This is a genomic window from Rhodococcus sp. NKCM2511, from assembly GCF_014905595.1.
Classification (GTDB): Bacteria; Actinomycetota; Actinomycetes; order Mycobacteriales; family Mycobacteriaceae; genus Rhodococcoides; species Rhodococcoides fascians.
Window position 1 is genome coordinate 3,160,184 of sequence record NZ_BNHJ02000001.1, and the last position, 12,301, is coordinate 3,172,484.

A 12,301-nucleotide genomic window follows, 5' to 3' on the forward strand; every position below is an offset into this window, starting at 1 on the left:
GATCGGCCGTGGGCTGTGCAACCATGGTCAGTGGTCTTCTTCTCGGTACGGCCACACCTGTGATCGCTCGAACTGTCACTACTCGAACTGGATGGGGTATTTCTCGGTATGGACGGCACTGCTCTCGATCGTCTCGGTTCCTCGGACGTGCCGGCTACCGCCGGCGGTGACGACACGGCCGAACTGACAGTTCAGAGGCTTCTGTTCGACGGCCCGTCGCCCCTGGTCAGCGCAGACATGTACAGCGAGGTCCGCAAGGGCAACGCCGAGCGCACCCGCACCGGTGTCCGGATCGCCAAGCGCAGCGTCGTACATACCAACAGCTACTTCGGACGGTTCCCGGCCAGCTACTGGCAGCGGTGGACCACCGTCACCGAGGTGGTGTTCCGGGCGACCGTCGCCGGTGCCGGCCGGATCGATCTGGTGGCCACGGACTACAAGGGTCACGAGCGCACGATGGCCAGCACAACGGTCGATTCCGCGAACGCGTCGACTCAGTTGGCCGTTCCCGTCGCCACCACGCAGTTCCTCGACGGCGGCGCACTGTTCGTTCGTTTCACCACGACGTCGAGCGAGCTGTCGGTACAGGACGCGGAGTGGACCGTCGCCGCTCCCGAGAAGTTGCGACCCACCTCGGTGGTGATCTGCACGTTCAACCGCGCCGACGACTGCGCCAACACCGTCGCAGCAATGGCCGACGACCCGATCGCTCTGCTCGGCGTCGACAACGTCTACGTCGTCGATCAGGGCACCGATCAGGTGCAGACGCGCGAGAAGTTCCAGCGCGTCGCGGCCGAACTGGGCGACAAGCTCGTCTACATCACGCAGCCCAACCTCGGCGGCGCGGGCGGATTCACTCGCGGGCTCTACGAGGTGCAGGGCAAGGGCGGCGATCCGGCCAACGTGATCTTCATGGACGACGACGTGCTGTGCGAGCCCGAGGCGATCGTGCGCATGAACTCGTTCGCAAACATGACCGTCGAGCCCGCGATCATCGGCGCCCAGATGCTGTACCTGCTGCACCCCGACCGCGTGCACGTCGGTGCCGAGGTGGCCAACCTGCAGAAGCTCGAGGCCGGAGTCCACGTCAAGAACGCGGTATCGGACAAGAGCGCATTCAAGCGCAAGCGTCAGCAGGACGTCCGCGTCGACGCCGGATACAACGGCTGGTGGTCGTGCCTCATCCCGTCGGAGATCGTCGGGCAGGTCGGCTACCCGTTGCCGCTGTTCTTCCAGTGGGACGACATCGAGTACGGATACCGTTCGCGCGCAAACGGATTCGCCACCGTCACGCTGCCGGGCGCAGCGGTGTGGCACGCCGACTTCGCGTGGAAGGACTGGGACGAGTGGCACCGCTACTTCAACCTGCGCAACGGCATGATCACCGCCGCCCTGCACATCGAACTCGACGGTAAGACGCTCGCCAAGCAGCTGTTCACCGACCTGCTTCGCTACCTGGTGTCGATGCAGTATGGCATGGCGTACACGCTGATCAAGTCCGTCGAGGACTTCCTGGCCGGTCCGGAACATCTGCTCGACGGCGGCATGGACGCGGCCGGTTCCATTCGGCGCGAGCGCGCAGCGTACGGAGAAACCAAGCGGCACAACGCCAACGACGTACCGGGGGTGCGTCCGGCCGACATGTTCATCACCCCGGCCGGCCCGCACCCGAAGAAGAGCATGGAATTCGCCGTGCTCGCCAAGCGCGTCCTCAACCAGTGGCGCGGCACGGTGGATCCGGGCCCCGTTTCCATCTCGGCCGACGACGCGCACTGGTGGCACGTCTCGCTGTTCTCCCACGCGATCGTCACCGACCGCTCGCAAGAGGGCGTCCGAGTTCGCAAGCGCAACAAGGCACATGCCGTCGAGCTGCTCAAGCGCGGGGTGTCGGCACTCAAGCGTCTGCGCACCGAGACACCCGCCGTGGCAGCGTCGTACCGCGCCGCCGTCCCACAGCTGACGAGCCGCGAGAACTGGGCTCGTCTCTACGGGCAGTAGCTAGTTCGACCGGACCTTGGGTGCCGTGCGAATCCGTACGACGACCTGTTCGTTGTCGGCGGTGTACCCGAGGTAGTCGAATTCGGTGCCGGTGCGTGCGACGAATTCCGTCCACGCCCGGTACTCGTGGTTGCGCCAGCCGGGGAAGTTGAAGTACTCGTCGAACACGATGACGGTGCCCACTGCGAGTCGATCGGCCACGAGGTCCAGCACGGTGACCGTCGACGAGTACAGGTCGGCGTCGAGGTGCAGGAAGGCCAACTTCTCGTGGTGGCCCTTCAGGAACCCCGGCAGCGAATCCTCGAACAATCCGGGGACGATCTGTGCGCCGGGCACTTCGGGGATGGTGTCCTGCTCGAACAGTCCCTTCGGAAAGCCCGTACGCCAGGTCTCGGGTAGGCCGGAGAACACGTCGAATCCGGCGACGACGGTGATGTCCTTACGCGACGCCAATTCCTCGGCGATGATCTCGAGCGTCGTCCCGCTGGCAACTCCGAACTCGAGCGCCATGCCGCGAATGGAGACCTCACCGAGGGCGAATCGCAGCGTGGCGTGCGGCCGCAGGAAGGTCGGTGCCTCCGGCATCATCTCTTCGGCGAATTCTGCGCTCTGGGCGGCGGCCTCGACGTCGGAGGCGTACGGAATGTCGCGACGCATCCGCATCTCGAGACCGCGAATGAAGGCGTGCAGATCGTCGATCTCACGTCGTTGACGTTCGAGGACGTCGAGCAATATCGCTTGCTGATCGCTGGTCTGCTCGGCCAGCTGCGCGGTCTGCTGCGCCAGAACCTCACCGATTGCTCGTTGAAGTTTTTCTCGAGCCGACGACTTGATGCGATCCGCGAGCTTCCGAGGTTCCGTCATGGGCACACGGTAGCCGGTGAGGACGCGTTCGCAAACACGTCAGGGCTTACGAAAGTGCTCTCGACGGCCGAGTCCGCGCAGCCGGAACCACTCGGCCAGACCGCGAGGATTCCTGGTGGTGATCAGGAAGAACCAAGTGAAGCGAATCCACTCCTGCGGCAACAGCTTTCGCATACCAGGCTGCGACATCAAGTAACCGCGGTTGCGGTAGGTGAAGTACCGCTTGGTCGCATCCTCCGGGTACTGCGTGTGCATCCGGCCACCGAGGATCGGCTTGAACTCCTCGGCCCCGTTCGGGTGCACGTACGCGGCCGTGAGGCACGTTCCGAACTTCAGGCCCGAGCGCTGCAATCGGCGGTGTACTTCCACCTCGTCACCGCGCACGAACAGGCGCAGATCGGGCACGCCCACCGCATCGATCGTCGACGCCTTGAACAGGGCACCGTTGAACAACGACGCGATGCCTTCGAGCAGATCGTCGTCCGGATTCTCGGGGTCGATCAACTCCGAGCGAAGACGACGCCACTCGACGCCGCGTCGCAGCGGAAACGCCAGACGATCCGGATCCTCGATGTCACAGACGACGGGGGAGACCTCGTCCAGTCCGTGCGCGAGCGCGCAGTCGTAAAGGGTCTCGAGCACCTTCGGGCCCTCGGGGCGGCCGTCGTCGTCGGCGAGAAACACCCAGTCCGCACCGAGCGAGAGGGCGTACAGAATGCCCAGCGCGAATCCGCCTGCGCCGCCCAGGTTGTGCTGCGAGCCGAGGTACGTCGTCGGCAGGGCCATCGAGTCCACCAATTCGCGGACGGCCGGCTCGTTCGCATTGTCGACGACGACCAGATGATCGAGCGGACGCGTCTGGGCACCGATGACGTCCAACGACAGAGCCAACAACTCCCGACGCTTGTGCGTGACGATGACCCCGATGATCCGGTCAGGCACCGGCTTGCCCATCAGGTCCGTCTTCCCGCTCGATCTCTTTCAGGATCTGCGCGACGTGGTCCCCGGCGTCGTCGCCGTCGTATGCCCGCACCACGTCCTCGATGCCGCCCTGCCGGCGAATCTGGCCGTGATCGATCCACATCGCGGTATCGCACAACTGAGCCAGGAATTCGTTGGAGTGGCTGGCGAACACCAGGATTCCCGAGCGCTTCACCAACTCCTGCAGCCGGTGCCGGGCTTTCTTCATGAATTCCGCGTCGACGGCACCGATGCCCTCGTCGAGCAGCAGGATCTCCGGGTCGATGCTGGTGACGACGCCCATCGCGACGCGCACCCGCATACCTGTGGAGTAGGTGCGCAGCGGCATGTCCAGATAGTCGCCGAGTTCGGTGAAGTCGGCGATCTCGTCCATCTTCGCGAGCATCTGCTTGCGCGTCTGGCCGAGGAACAGACCGCGGATGATGATGTTCTCGTAACCGGAGATCTCCGGGTCCATACCGACGCCCAGATCGAACACCGGCGCGACGCGGCCGCGGATGGTGGCGCTGCCGCGCGTCGGCTCGTAGATGCCCGAGAGCAGCCGCAGCAGCGTCGACTTGCCCGCGCCGTTGTGACCCACCAGGCCGACGCGATCGCCGTCCTTCAGGTTCATCGTGATGTTCTTGAGAGCTTCGACGACGACGACGTCGGAGGAGTTCCGGTCGATGGCACCGCCGGCTTTGCCGAGGAACGCCTTCTTCAAGGACCGCGTCTTGGCGTCGAAGATCGGGAAGTCGACGCATGCGTCATGAGTACTGATGCTGATGGACAACTGCTGACCCCTAAACCCAGTAGGGCACGCGGGCCCGGTACTTCTTGAGAGCGACGATGGCCAGCGCCCACCCGACGACGGTGAACCCGAGCACGATGTACCAGTGATACGCCTGCTGGTCCTCGCCGATCAGAGGGGCCCGGATGATGTCCAGGTAGTGGAACAGCGGGTTGATCTCGACGAGCTTCGCGCGATTCGCGGCCTCGCCGCCCATCTGCTGTAGGCCCGAGGTGGTCCACACGATCGGCGTCATGAAGAACATCAGCGTGACGAAGCTGCCGAGGATCGGGGCGATGTCGCGGTAGCGGGTGGCGATGATGCCGAAGAGGATCGACACCCACACCGCGTTGAGCAGAATCAGGACCAGCGCCGGGATCGCGAAGATCACGGTCCAGTGCAGTCCGCCGGGCGGCCAGAAAATCGCGATGATGATCACGTAGATCAGCAGGTTGTGGCCGAGGAGCAGCAGCTGACGCCACACCAACCGATAGACGTGCACGCTGAGCGCACTGGGCAGCTGCTTGATCAGGCCCTCGTTGGCGACGAAGACGTCTCCGCCTTCGAGGATCGCGGCGCTGATCAGGCCCCACACGATCAGCCCGACGGTCACGTGCGGCAGGAACTCGCGCAGATCGATGTTCAGGAGCACCGAATACAGCAGGCCCATGGCGATGGCCTGGACGCCGGTGGCGATGGTGATCCAGAACGGGCCGATCACCGACCGTCGATAGCGCTGCTTGATGTCCTGCCAGCCGAGATGCAGCCACAGCTCACGCTGGTTGAAACCGGTCCGCAGATCGCCGAACGCGCGCCGATAAGTCTGTGAGTCCGAAACCGCAGCAGGCATCTGTTCTCCTGCCTCGCTCTCGGGATCCTTCGCTGGTGCCGACACGACGGTCGACACTACCCGTCTTCGACCGAGGGACTCATGTCGAGCTTGCTACAGATACTGGCCGGTACCGCTCCCGCCGTGGCCGCCGCCCGGTGTGGGCATGACACCGGGCGGCAATGCGCCCTGACGCATCTGCTCGAGCTGGGCCCGTGCGGCCATCTGCTGAGCGAACAGCGCCGTCTGGATGCCGTGGAACAGTCCTTCGAGCCAGCCGACGAGCTGAGCCTGCGCGATCCGCAGTTCGGCGTCGGTGGGCACGACGTCGTCGCCGAACGGCAGCACCAGACGCTCGAGCTCGTCGCGCAGCTCCGGGGCCAAGCCCTGCTTGAGCTCCTGGATGGACGATTTGTGGATTTCCTTGAGCCGATTACGGCTGGCGTCGTCGAGAGGTGCCGCGCGCACTTCTTCGAGCAGTTGCTTGATCATCGTGCCGATGCGCATCACCTTGGCGGGCTGTTCCACCATCTCCGAGAGGTCCGATCCGTCGGACGACTCCTCGTTGGCCGCCGATCCGGAAGCGCGGGCTGCAGCAGCGGTGGCTTCCTCGCGGCTCAGTGCGAGTGGCTCTCCGTTGGGGCCGATCACGACGACGTGATCGCCGGGTGCATTGTTCGACTCGGATTGCGTCATGCATCCATCTTTACGCGTCGCCTGCCGTTGCGCGATCGACAGGGGCGATTATCCTGGTTCGGTCGTTCGCAACCGGGGTGTCAGGAGGATCGAAGCGTGCGTTGTTGGCTGCCGTTCCCTGGGGAAACGGGACGTGAAACACACCCTCGGCGGGTCGGCGCTTAGAGTGTCCGGCATGGGGTACGACGTCGCACGGGTCAGAGGGTCCATTCCCTCCCTCGGCGACGGGTGGATTCATTTGGACCCTCAGCTGGGAATGCTGATTCCGGATCGCGTGTCGACGGCCGTCTCCACGGCGTTCCGGCACAGTGCGTCCAATCATTCGGCCGGCAACATCGCTGCCAAGCGGAGTGCTGCTCTGCTCGAATCCGCCCGCGTCGCAATCGCAGATCTGGTCGGTGCCTATCCGTCCGGGGTGGTCATCGGACCGGATCGGGCGACGCTGCTGTCGTGGCTCGCCGATTCTCTGAGCTCCCGGCTCGGGCTGGGAACCGGCCTGGTGCTCTCGCGTCTGGACGAGGAAGCCAACGTCGCGCCGTGGCTGCGGGTCGCCAGCCGAACCGGCGCACACGTGCGCTGGGCCGAGGTCGAGATCGATACGTGCGAGCTGCCCACGTGGCAGTTCGAGGAACTCATCACCTCCACCACCCGGCTCGTCGCGGTCACCGCGGCGTCGCCGATCGTGGGTAGCGCTCCCGACGTTCGCGTCGCGGCGGATCTGGTCCACGAGGTCGGTGGACTCATCGTCGTCGATGCCGCCGGAGCAGCCCCCTACGCACACGTCGACATCAAGGAACTCGGAGCCGACGTCGTCGCGATCGACGCGGCCGCGTGGGGTGGGCCGTCGGTGGGTGCGCTGATCTTCCGCGATCCGACTCTGCTCGACCAGTTGCCGTCGATGTCGCTGAACCCGTCGGCGAAGGGACCCGAGCGGCTCGAGGTCAGTGGTCATCAGTACGCGCTGCTGGCCGGTGTCGTGTCGTCCATCGACTACCTGGCCAACCTCGACGACGCAGCCACCGGCACTCGCCGTGAGCGGCTCGAACTGTCGATCGGGTCGCTGCAGCACTATCAGGATCGGCTTTTCGAGCATCTGATGGCTGCGCTCGCCACCCTCGATCACGTCATGGTGCTCGGCACTGCGCCTACGCGTATCCCGACCGTCAGCTTCACCGTCGACGGTATGCCCGCGGTGAAGGTGTCCGAGCAGCTCGCGCAGGCTCGAATCGGCAGCGTCAGCGGGGTCCACGGTGGCAGTCGTCTGCTCGACGCCCTGGGCGTCAACGACGAAGGTGGTGCCGTCACCATCGGACTCGCTCCCTACACCACCCGGTACGAGATCGATCAGCTCGTGAAAGCTCTCGCTGCGCTCGCTCTTTGAGCGGCTGCGCCGCACGTGCACGAGGTGCCTCCGGGTCGTTCCGCAGGCTCCACTCCGGCCTCGTAGCCCACTACGAAGTTCCACGCACGACCCTCGGACGCACATCACTGCACGCGCAGGATGACCTTCCCGATCGTCTCGGCGTCGTCGAGCATCCGATGGCCTTGTGCTGCTTCGGTTATCGGGATTTCGGCATGCACGACGGCGGTGACGCGGCCCTCGGAGATCATCGGCCACAGGTGCGCGGTCATGTCGGCGACGATGTCGGCTTTGCTCGACGGTCCGGTCTCGGGGCGTCCACGCAATCCGGCCGCGTGTACCGAGCCGCGCTTGGCGAGGAGCTTGCCGAAGTTCAGCTCCCCCTTCACGCCGCCCTGCATTCCGATGGTGACGACGGTGCCGTCCATGGCGAGGGCATCGAGGTTTCGGTCGAGGTATTTTGCGCCCATGTTGTCTAGGATCAGGTCGGCTCCGTGATCGTTTGTCTGTGAACGGATTTCGGTGACGAAGTCTTGGTTCTTGTAGTCGATGAGGATGTCTGCACCGAGGTCCGCGCACATGTCCAGCTTGTACTTGGATCCGGCGGTCACGGCGACGGTGACGCCCAGCTGTTTCGCGACCTGGATTGCGTGCGTACCGATTCCGCTACCGCCGCCGTGAATCAGCAGCACCTGCCCCGAACGCATGTGCGCATCCATCACCAGGTTGGACCACACCGTGGACGCGACCTCCGGAAGTGCTGCTGCCACATGGAGATCGAGGCCCGCAGGGATCGGGAACAGCTGGGTGGCAGGCACGGCTACCTGCTCGGCGTACCCGCCACCGGCCAGAAGCGCGCAGACCCTGTCGCCGACGTTCCAGCCGCTGACGCCGTCACCGAGCTCGGAAATGATTCCCGAGCACTCGAGACCGAGGATCTCGCTGGCACCCGGGGGCGGCGGGTAGTTGCCCTGACGCTGCATCAGATCGGCACGGTTGACGGCGGTGGCGGAGACGTCGACGATCACCTGTCCGCGGGCCGGTCGTGGATCGGGAACCTCGGTCCACTCCATGACGTCGGGATCGCCGAATTCTTTCAGTGTGATTGCACGCATGCATCCATGATGCGCCACCACTGTCGCAGGCGCTTTACAGGTCCCAGAGGTTGATGCCGAAGTCGCCGGCGTGACTGTCGATCTGTTCGAGTTCGGCGTCGGAGAAATCCAGATTGTCCAGCGCCGCGACGTTGTTCTCGAGCTGCTCGACGCTCGATGCGCCGATCAGTACCGACGTCACTCGCCGGTCGCGCAGCGCCCAACTCAGCGCGAGCTGAGCCAGTGACTGACCGCGGGCCGACGCGATGTCGTTCAGTGCGCGAAGGTGCCCGATGTGGTCGTCGGTGAGCCAGTCCGGGTTCAGTGACTTGCCTTGTGCTGCTCGCGAATCCGCGGGAATGCCGTCGAGGTACTTGTCGGTGAGCATGCCTTGGGCGAGGGGAGAGAATGCAATGACGCCTGCGCCGATCGCGTCGAGTGTGCCCAGTAGTTCGGGTTCGATCCACCGGTTGACCATCGAGTAGCTGGGCTGATGGATCAGCAGCGGAACACCGGCGTCGGCGAGCAGATCCGCCATCTTCTGCGTGCCCTCGGGCTTGTACGAGCTGATACCCGCGTACAGGGCCTTCCCCTGCTGGACAGCGCTGATCAGCGCGCCGGCTGTCTCTTCGATGGGGGTGTCGTGGTCGGGGCGGTGGCTGTAGAAGATGTCGACGTGGTCGAGTCTCATGCGCGTCAACGATTGGTCGAGTGAGGACAAAAGGTACTTGCGGGAGCCGCCGAAGCCGTACGGGCCGGGCCACATGTCCCATCCCGCTTTGCTGGAGATGATCAGTTCGTCGCGGTACCCGGCGAAGTCCTCGGAGAAGATGCGGCCGAAGTTCTTCTCGGCGCTTCCGTACGGCGGACCGTAGTTGTTCGCCAAGTCGAAGTGGTTGATTCCCAGATCGAAGGCGCGACGAAGAATCGAGCGCTGTTTCATAAGTGGAACGTCGTCGCCGAAGTTGTGCCACAGGCCCAGCGACACCGCCGGCAGTACCGGCCCACGCGATCCCACTCTGCGATACGACATGGATTCGTAGCGATCGGCGGCGGCAACGTACGGAGGGTCGATGTAGGGATCTGTCATAACTCGACCCTAGGTCTCATCGGCGAATCGGACCCCGAACCACGGCAAGCTACTCGTGAGTAGATTTCCTGCCTAAGATGACTCGCGTGACGGCCGAATTAGCCATTGGTCCCGGGGGGGACCCGCAGTGGCTCGACACTGCGGAAATGAGAGCTTGGCGTGCCTATGTCGACGGCGGTCAACGATTGATGGAGGTATTGAACAGGGATCTACAGGACAAGCACGACCTGTCGATGGCGGAGTACCGCATCCTGGTGATGCTGTCCGAGGCGGACGACGGCTCCATCCGCATGAGCGAGTTGGCCGACGGGGTTCTGTCCTCCCGAAGTCGCCTCACCCACCAGATCAGGCGGATGGAAGTCCAGGACATGGTGCGCCGCAGTACCTGCGCGCACGACGGCCGTGGCGTCCTCGCCGTCATCACCGAGGAAGGTCGACGACGACTGACGGAGGCAGCACCCACGCACGTCCGTAGCGTCCGGCAACATCTGGTCGATCTCCTCACCCCGACCGAACTCGAGGTCCTGGGCGACATCTTCCAGAAGGTCGACGCCGCAATGGACGCATCGGCAACCCGACCCCGACGCTGACAGACCGGCAAAGAGGGGCGATTGGGCCGGTGCCGCCTCGGCCGTTAAGATCGCACACGGAAGCGTGGCAGAGCGGCCCAATGCACTCGCCTTGAAAGCGAGAGACGTGTAAAAGCGTCCGGGGGTTCAAATCCCTCCGCTTCCGCCATATGTCAATTGATCGAGCCCGGTCCGCCCGCGAGGGTGGGGCCGGGTTTGTTCGTTTGCGAAGCAGCGAATTCTCGGCGTGGCATCAATACCGGTTAGGTGGGTACTACCTGCCAATGAGCGAAGAAGCGCGGCGCAACGACGGCGACAACGAGGGGCCTCTGGAAGAGGAGCTCGAGGAGAGTTTCGACGCTGTCGTCACCGAAGGTGGTGAGCGATTGCACCGCACCGTACGCACCGTGCTGATCACCGGACTCTTCGGCGGACTCGAGGTCGCTCTGGGGGTGATGGCGTACCTGGCGGTGCTGGACGAGACCGGCAGTCACCTGCTGGCAGGCCTGGCGTTCGGAATCGGCCTCGTGGCCATCTATCTCGCGCACGGTGAGCTGTTCACCGAGGATTTCCTGATGCCGATCGCAGCGATTGTGGCCCGCAACGGCACGCCTGCGCAGCTCGCGAAGTTGTGGGTCGGGACTCTGCTCGCGAATCTGCTCGGCGGTTGGTTCGTGATGTGGTTGATAGCGCACGCGTTTCCGCAATGGCTCGAAGTGTTGTCCGAGTCTGCGCATCATTTCGTCTACGCACCCTTGGATCTTCAGTCGATCTGCCTCGCTGTTCTCGGCGGCAGCACGATGACACTGCTGACCCGCATGCAGCAGGGAACCGAATCCGACGTGGCGCGGATCATTGCCGCCATGGCGGCGGGTTTTCTGCTGGCCGGATTGCAGTTGTTCCACTCGGTCCTGGATTCCCTGCTGATCTTCGGGGCCATCCACGCAGGAGCGGATGTGAGCTACCGCGAGTGGATCGAATGGTTCGGATACACAGTGCTGTTCAACATCATCGGCGGCGTCGTGTTGGTCACGGCGCTGCGCTTGGTCCGCACGAAGGAACTGGTGAAGTCCGAGCGTGACCAGAATTCTGAGTAGTCAGCGGAACCGGGAGTCACGGACTGCTGTTCGACACCCAGCGCTCCAGGCTGCGCCGAGTCTCGAAGCGTCGTACAGCTTTCGAGATCGGGTCGATGAATTCGATTGCACTGGCTAGTAATTGGAGTGGTGCCGTGAAGTCGTCGACGGCCCGCCCGGTTGCCGTCGGATACAGATCGTCACCCAGGATGGGGATGCCCAACGAGTTCATGTGCAGACGTAGCTGATGGGTTCGTCCCGTCGACGGTGTCAGTCGATACCGTCCGATGCCCTCGCGGTGTTCCAAGAGTTCGACGACGGTGTGCGCGTTGGGTTCTCCGGTCACTTCGCGTGCAGTGAACTGGCCCTTGTCCGAGACTATTCGGCTGCGTACCTCGGCAGGCAGGGTCAGCGACGGTTCGTAGGCCGCGATGGCCTCGTATTTCTTGTGTACCTTCCGATCCTGGAACAACGTCTGATACGCCCCGCGAAGTGTCGGATCGACGACGAACAGCACCAGGCCCGCGGTGACGCGATCGAGTCGATGAGCAGGCACCAGTTGCGGAAGATCGAGTTCGAGGCGCAGGCGCACCAGCGCGGTCTGCAGAATGTGGCCGCCGCGCGGGATCGTCGGTAGAAAATGCGGCTTGTCGATCACCAGTACGGCGTCGTCCCGGTGCACGATCGAGAGGTCGAATGGCACAACGGTTTCTGTCGGCAGGTCGCGGTGGAACCAGACAGCGTCGCCGGGGACGTACGGCGCATCAGCGGATACAGGCCCGCCCATGTCGACGACCTCGCCCGCAGCGAGCATCTCGTCGATGCGCCCCGGCGAGATCCGTTGCTCGGTCGCCGTCAAGAACTCGCGGACGGTGTGCCATGTCCCGTCCTCGGGCATTCGGACGCGTGCGGGGTCGAGGCCGTAGCGCTTCGCCAGGGGCGGTTGCTGGCGTCGTCTCACCGAGCGAGCGTATC

The 12,301-nt window shown here is 64.2% G+C and carries 12 protein-coding genes and 1 tRNA gene; 5 read left to right on the plus strand and 8 right to left on the minus strand.

Translation table 11 applies throughout. The annotated features are described in order from the left end of the window. Window positions 1-108: 108 nt before the first annotated feature. Window positions 109-1,998: a glycosyltransferase gene (locus tag JLZ96_RS14770; protein ID WP_032382981.1), complete on the plus strand. Its 1,890-nt coding sequence runs from the start codon at window positions 109-111 to the stop codon at window positions 1,996-1,998. Here the strand turns inward: JLZ96_RS14770 and JLZ96_RS14775 are convergent, their stop codons facing one another. From JLZ96_RS14775 to JLZ96_RS14795, 5 genes are all read right to left on the minus strand, one after another. Beyond that, the gene (locus tag JLZ96_RS14775) at window positions 1,999-2,862 is read right to left on the minus strand and encodes a TylF/MycF/NovP-related O-methyltransferase (protein WP_201010457.1); all 864 of its coding nucleotides are present in this window, start codon (window positions 2,860-2,862) and stop codon (window positions 1,999-2,001) included. 39 nt (window positions 2,863-2,901) lie between these two features. Then, the gene (locus JLZ96_RS14780; RefSeq protein ID WP_201010458.1) at window positions 2,902-3,816 is read right to left on the minus strand and encodes a glycosyltransferase; all 915 of its coding nucleotides are present in this window, start codon (window positions 3,814-3,816) and stop codon (window positions 2,902-2,904) included. After that, window positions 3,797-4,609 (minus strand): ABC transporter ATP-binding protein, encoded by an 813-nt coding sequence (locus JLZ96_RS14785; RefSeq protein WP_201010757.1) that lies wholly within the window; start codon window positions 4,607-4,609, stop codon window positions 3,797-3,799. Before JLZ96_RS14785 ends, JLZ96_RS14780 begins: the two co-directional genes overlap by 20 nt. 16 nt (window positions 4,610-4,625) lie before the next feature. Further along, window positions 4,626-5,462: an ABC transporter permease gene (locus tag JLZ96_RS14790; RefSeq protein ID WP_201010758.1), complete on the minus strand. Its 837-nt coding sequence runs from the start codon at window positions 5,460-5,462 to the stop codon at window positions 4,626-4,628. 93 nt (window positions 5,463-5,555) lie between these two features. Beyond that, window positions 5,556-6,137 (minus strand): bacterial proteasome activator family protein, encoded by a 582-nt coding sequence (locus tag JLZ96_RS14795; protein WP_201010459.1) that lies wholly within the window; start codon window positions 6,135-6,137, stop codon window positions 5,556-5,558. Window positions 6,138-6,312: 175 nt separating this feature from the next. Between JLZ96_RS14795 and JLZ96_RS14800 the strand changes: the two genes are divergently transcribed. Continuing rightward, on the plus strand, window positions 6,313-7,518 hold the full coding sequence (locus JLZ96_RS14800; protein ID WP_032366782.1) for a cysteine desulfurase-like protein: 1,206 nt from the start codon (window positions 6,313-6,315) through the stop codon (window positions 7,516-7,518). Between the two features lie 104 nt (window positions 7,519-7,622). On the opposite strand, the gene JLZ96_RS14805 is transcribed toward JLZ96_RS14800, so the two are convergent. Together JLZ96_RS14805 and mgrA are read right to left on the minus strand one after the other, a co-directional pair. Continuing rightward, entirely contained in the window at window positions 7,623-8,612 is a 990-nt protein-coding gene (locus JLZ96_RS14805) for an NAD(P)H-quinone oxidoreductase (protein WP_201010460.1), read from the minus strand. A 34-nt stretch (window positions 8,613-8,646) separates the two neighbouring features. Continuing rightward, window positions 8,647-9,681 (minus strand): L-glyceraldehyde 3-phosphate reductase, encoded by a 1,035-nt coding sequence (gene mgrA / locus JLZ96_RS14810; RefSeq protein ID WP_201010461.1) that lies wholly within the window; start codon window positions 9,679-9,681, stop codon window positions 8,647-8,649. A 77-nt stretch (window positions 9,682-9,758) separates the two neighbouring features. On the opposite strand from mgrA, the gene JLZ96_RS14815 reads away from it, so the two are divergent. From JLZ96_RS14815 to JLZ96_RS14825, 3 genes are all read left to right on the plus strand, one after another. Next, window positions 9,759-10,271, plus strand: coding sequence for a MarR family winged helix-turn-helix transcriptional regulator (locus tag JLZ96_RS14815; RefSeq protein ID WP_167325918.1), 513 nt, complete (start codon window positions 9,759-9,761; stop codon window positions 10,269-10,271). Between the two features lie 58 nt (window positions 10,272-10,329). Further along, window positions 10,330-10,419 (plus strand) — tRNA-Ser (locus JLZ96_RS14820). Between the two features lie 115 nt (window positions 10,420-10,534). Beyond that, window positions 10,535-11,347, plus strand: a complete 813-nt coding sequence (locus JLZ96_RS14825) for a formate/nitrite transporter family protein (RefSeq protein ID WP_027494769.1) — start codon at window positions 10,535-10,537, stop codon at window positions 11,345-11,347. A 16-nt stretch (window positions 11,348-11,363) separates the two neighbouring features. On the opposite strand, the gene JLZ96_RS14830 is transcribed toward JLZ96_RS14825, so the two are convergent. Further along, window positions 11,364-12,287: an RluA family pseudouridine synthase gene (locus tag JLZ96_RS14830; RefSeq protein WP_176456768.1), complete on the minus strand. Its 924-nt coding sequence runs from the start codon at window positions 12,285-12,287 to the stop codon at window positions 11,364-11,366. Window positions 12,288-12,301 lie beyond the last annotated feature (14 nt).

Excerpts from the sequence above, each read along its gene's own strand:
- JLZ96_RS14770 (WP_032382981.1), top strand. The coding sequence starts at position 109 with ATGGACGGCACTGCTCTCGATCGTCTCGGTTCCTCGGACGTGCCGGCT.
- JLZ96_RS14775 (WP_201010457.1), bottom strand. The coding sequence starts at position 2,862 with ATGACGGAACCTCGGAAGCTCGCGGATCGCATCAAGTCGTCGGCTCGA.
- JLZ96_RS14780 (WP_201010458.1), bottom strand. The coding sequence starts at position 3,816 with ATGGGCAAGCCGGTGCCTGACCGGATCATCGGGGTCATCGTCACGCAC.
- JLZ96_RS14790 (WP_201010758.1), bottom strand. The coding sequence starts at position 5,462 with ATGCCTGCTGCGGTTTCGGACTCACAGACTTATCGGCGCGCGTTCGGC.
- JLZ96_RS14795 (WP_201010459.1), bottom strand. The coding sequence starts at position 6,137 with ATGACGCAATCCGAGTCGAACAATGCACCCGGCGATCACGTCGTCGTG.
- JLZ96_RS14800 (WP_032366782.1), top strand. The coding sequence starts at position 6,313 with ATGGGGTACGACGTCGCACGGGTCAGAGGGTCCATTCCCTCCCTCGGC.
- JLZ96_RS14805 (WP_201010460.1), bottom strand. The coding sequence starts at position 8,612 with ATGCGTGCAATCACACTGAAAGAATTCGGCGATCCCGACGTCATGGAG.
- mgrA (WP_201010461.1), bottom strand. The coding sequence starts at position 9,681 with ATGACAGATCCCTACATCGACCCTCCGTACGTTGCCGCCGCCGATCGC.
- JLZ96_RS14815 (WP_167325918.1), top strand. The coding sequence starts at position 9,759 with ATGACTCGCGTGACGGCCGAATTAGCCATTGGTCCCGGGGGGGACCCG.
- JLZ96_RS14825 (WP_027494769.1), top strand. The coding sequence starts at position 10,535 with ATGAGCGAAGAAGCGCGGCGCAACGACGGCGACAACGAGGGGCCTCTG.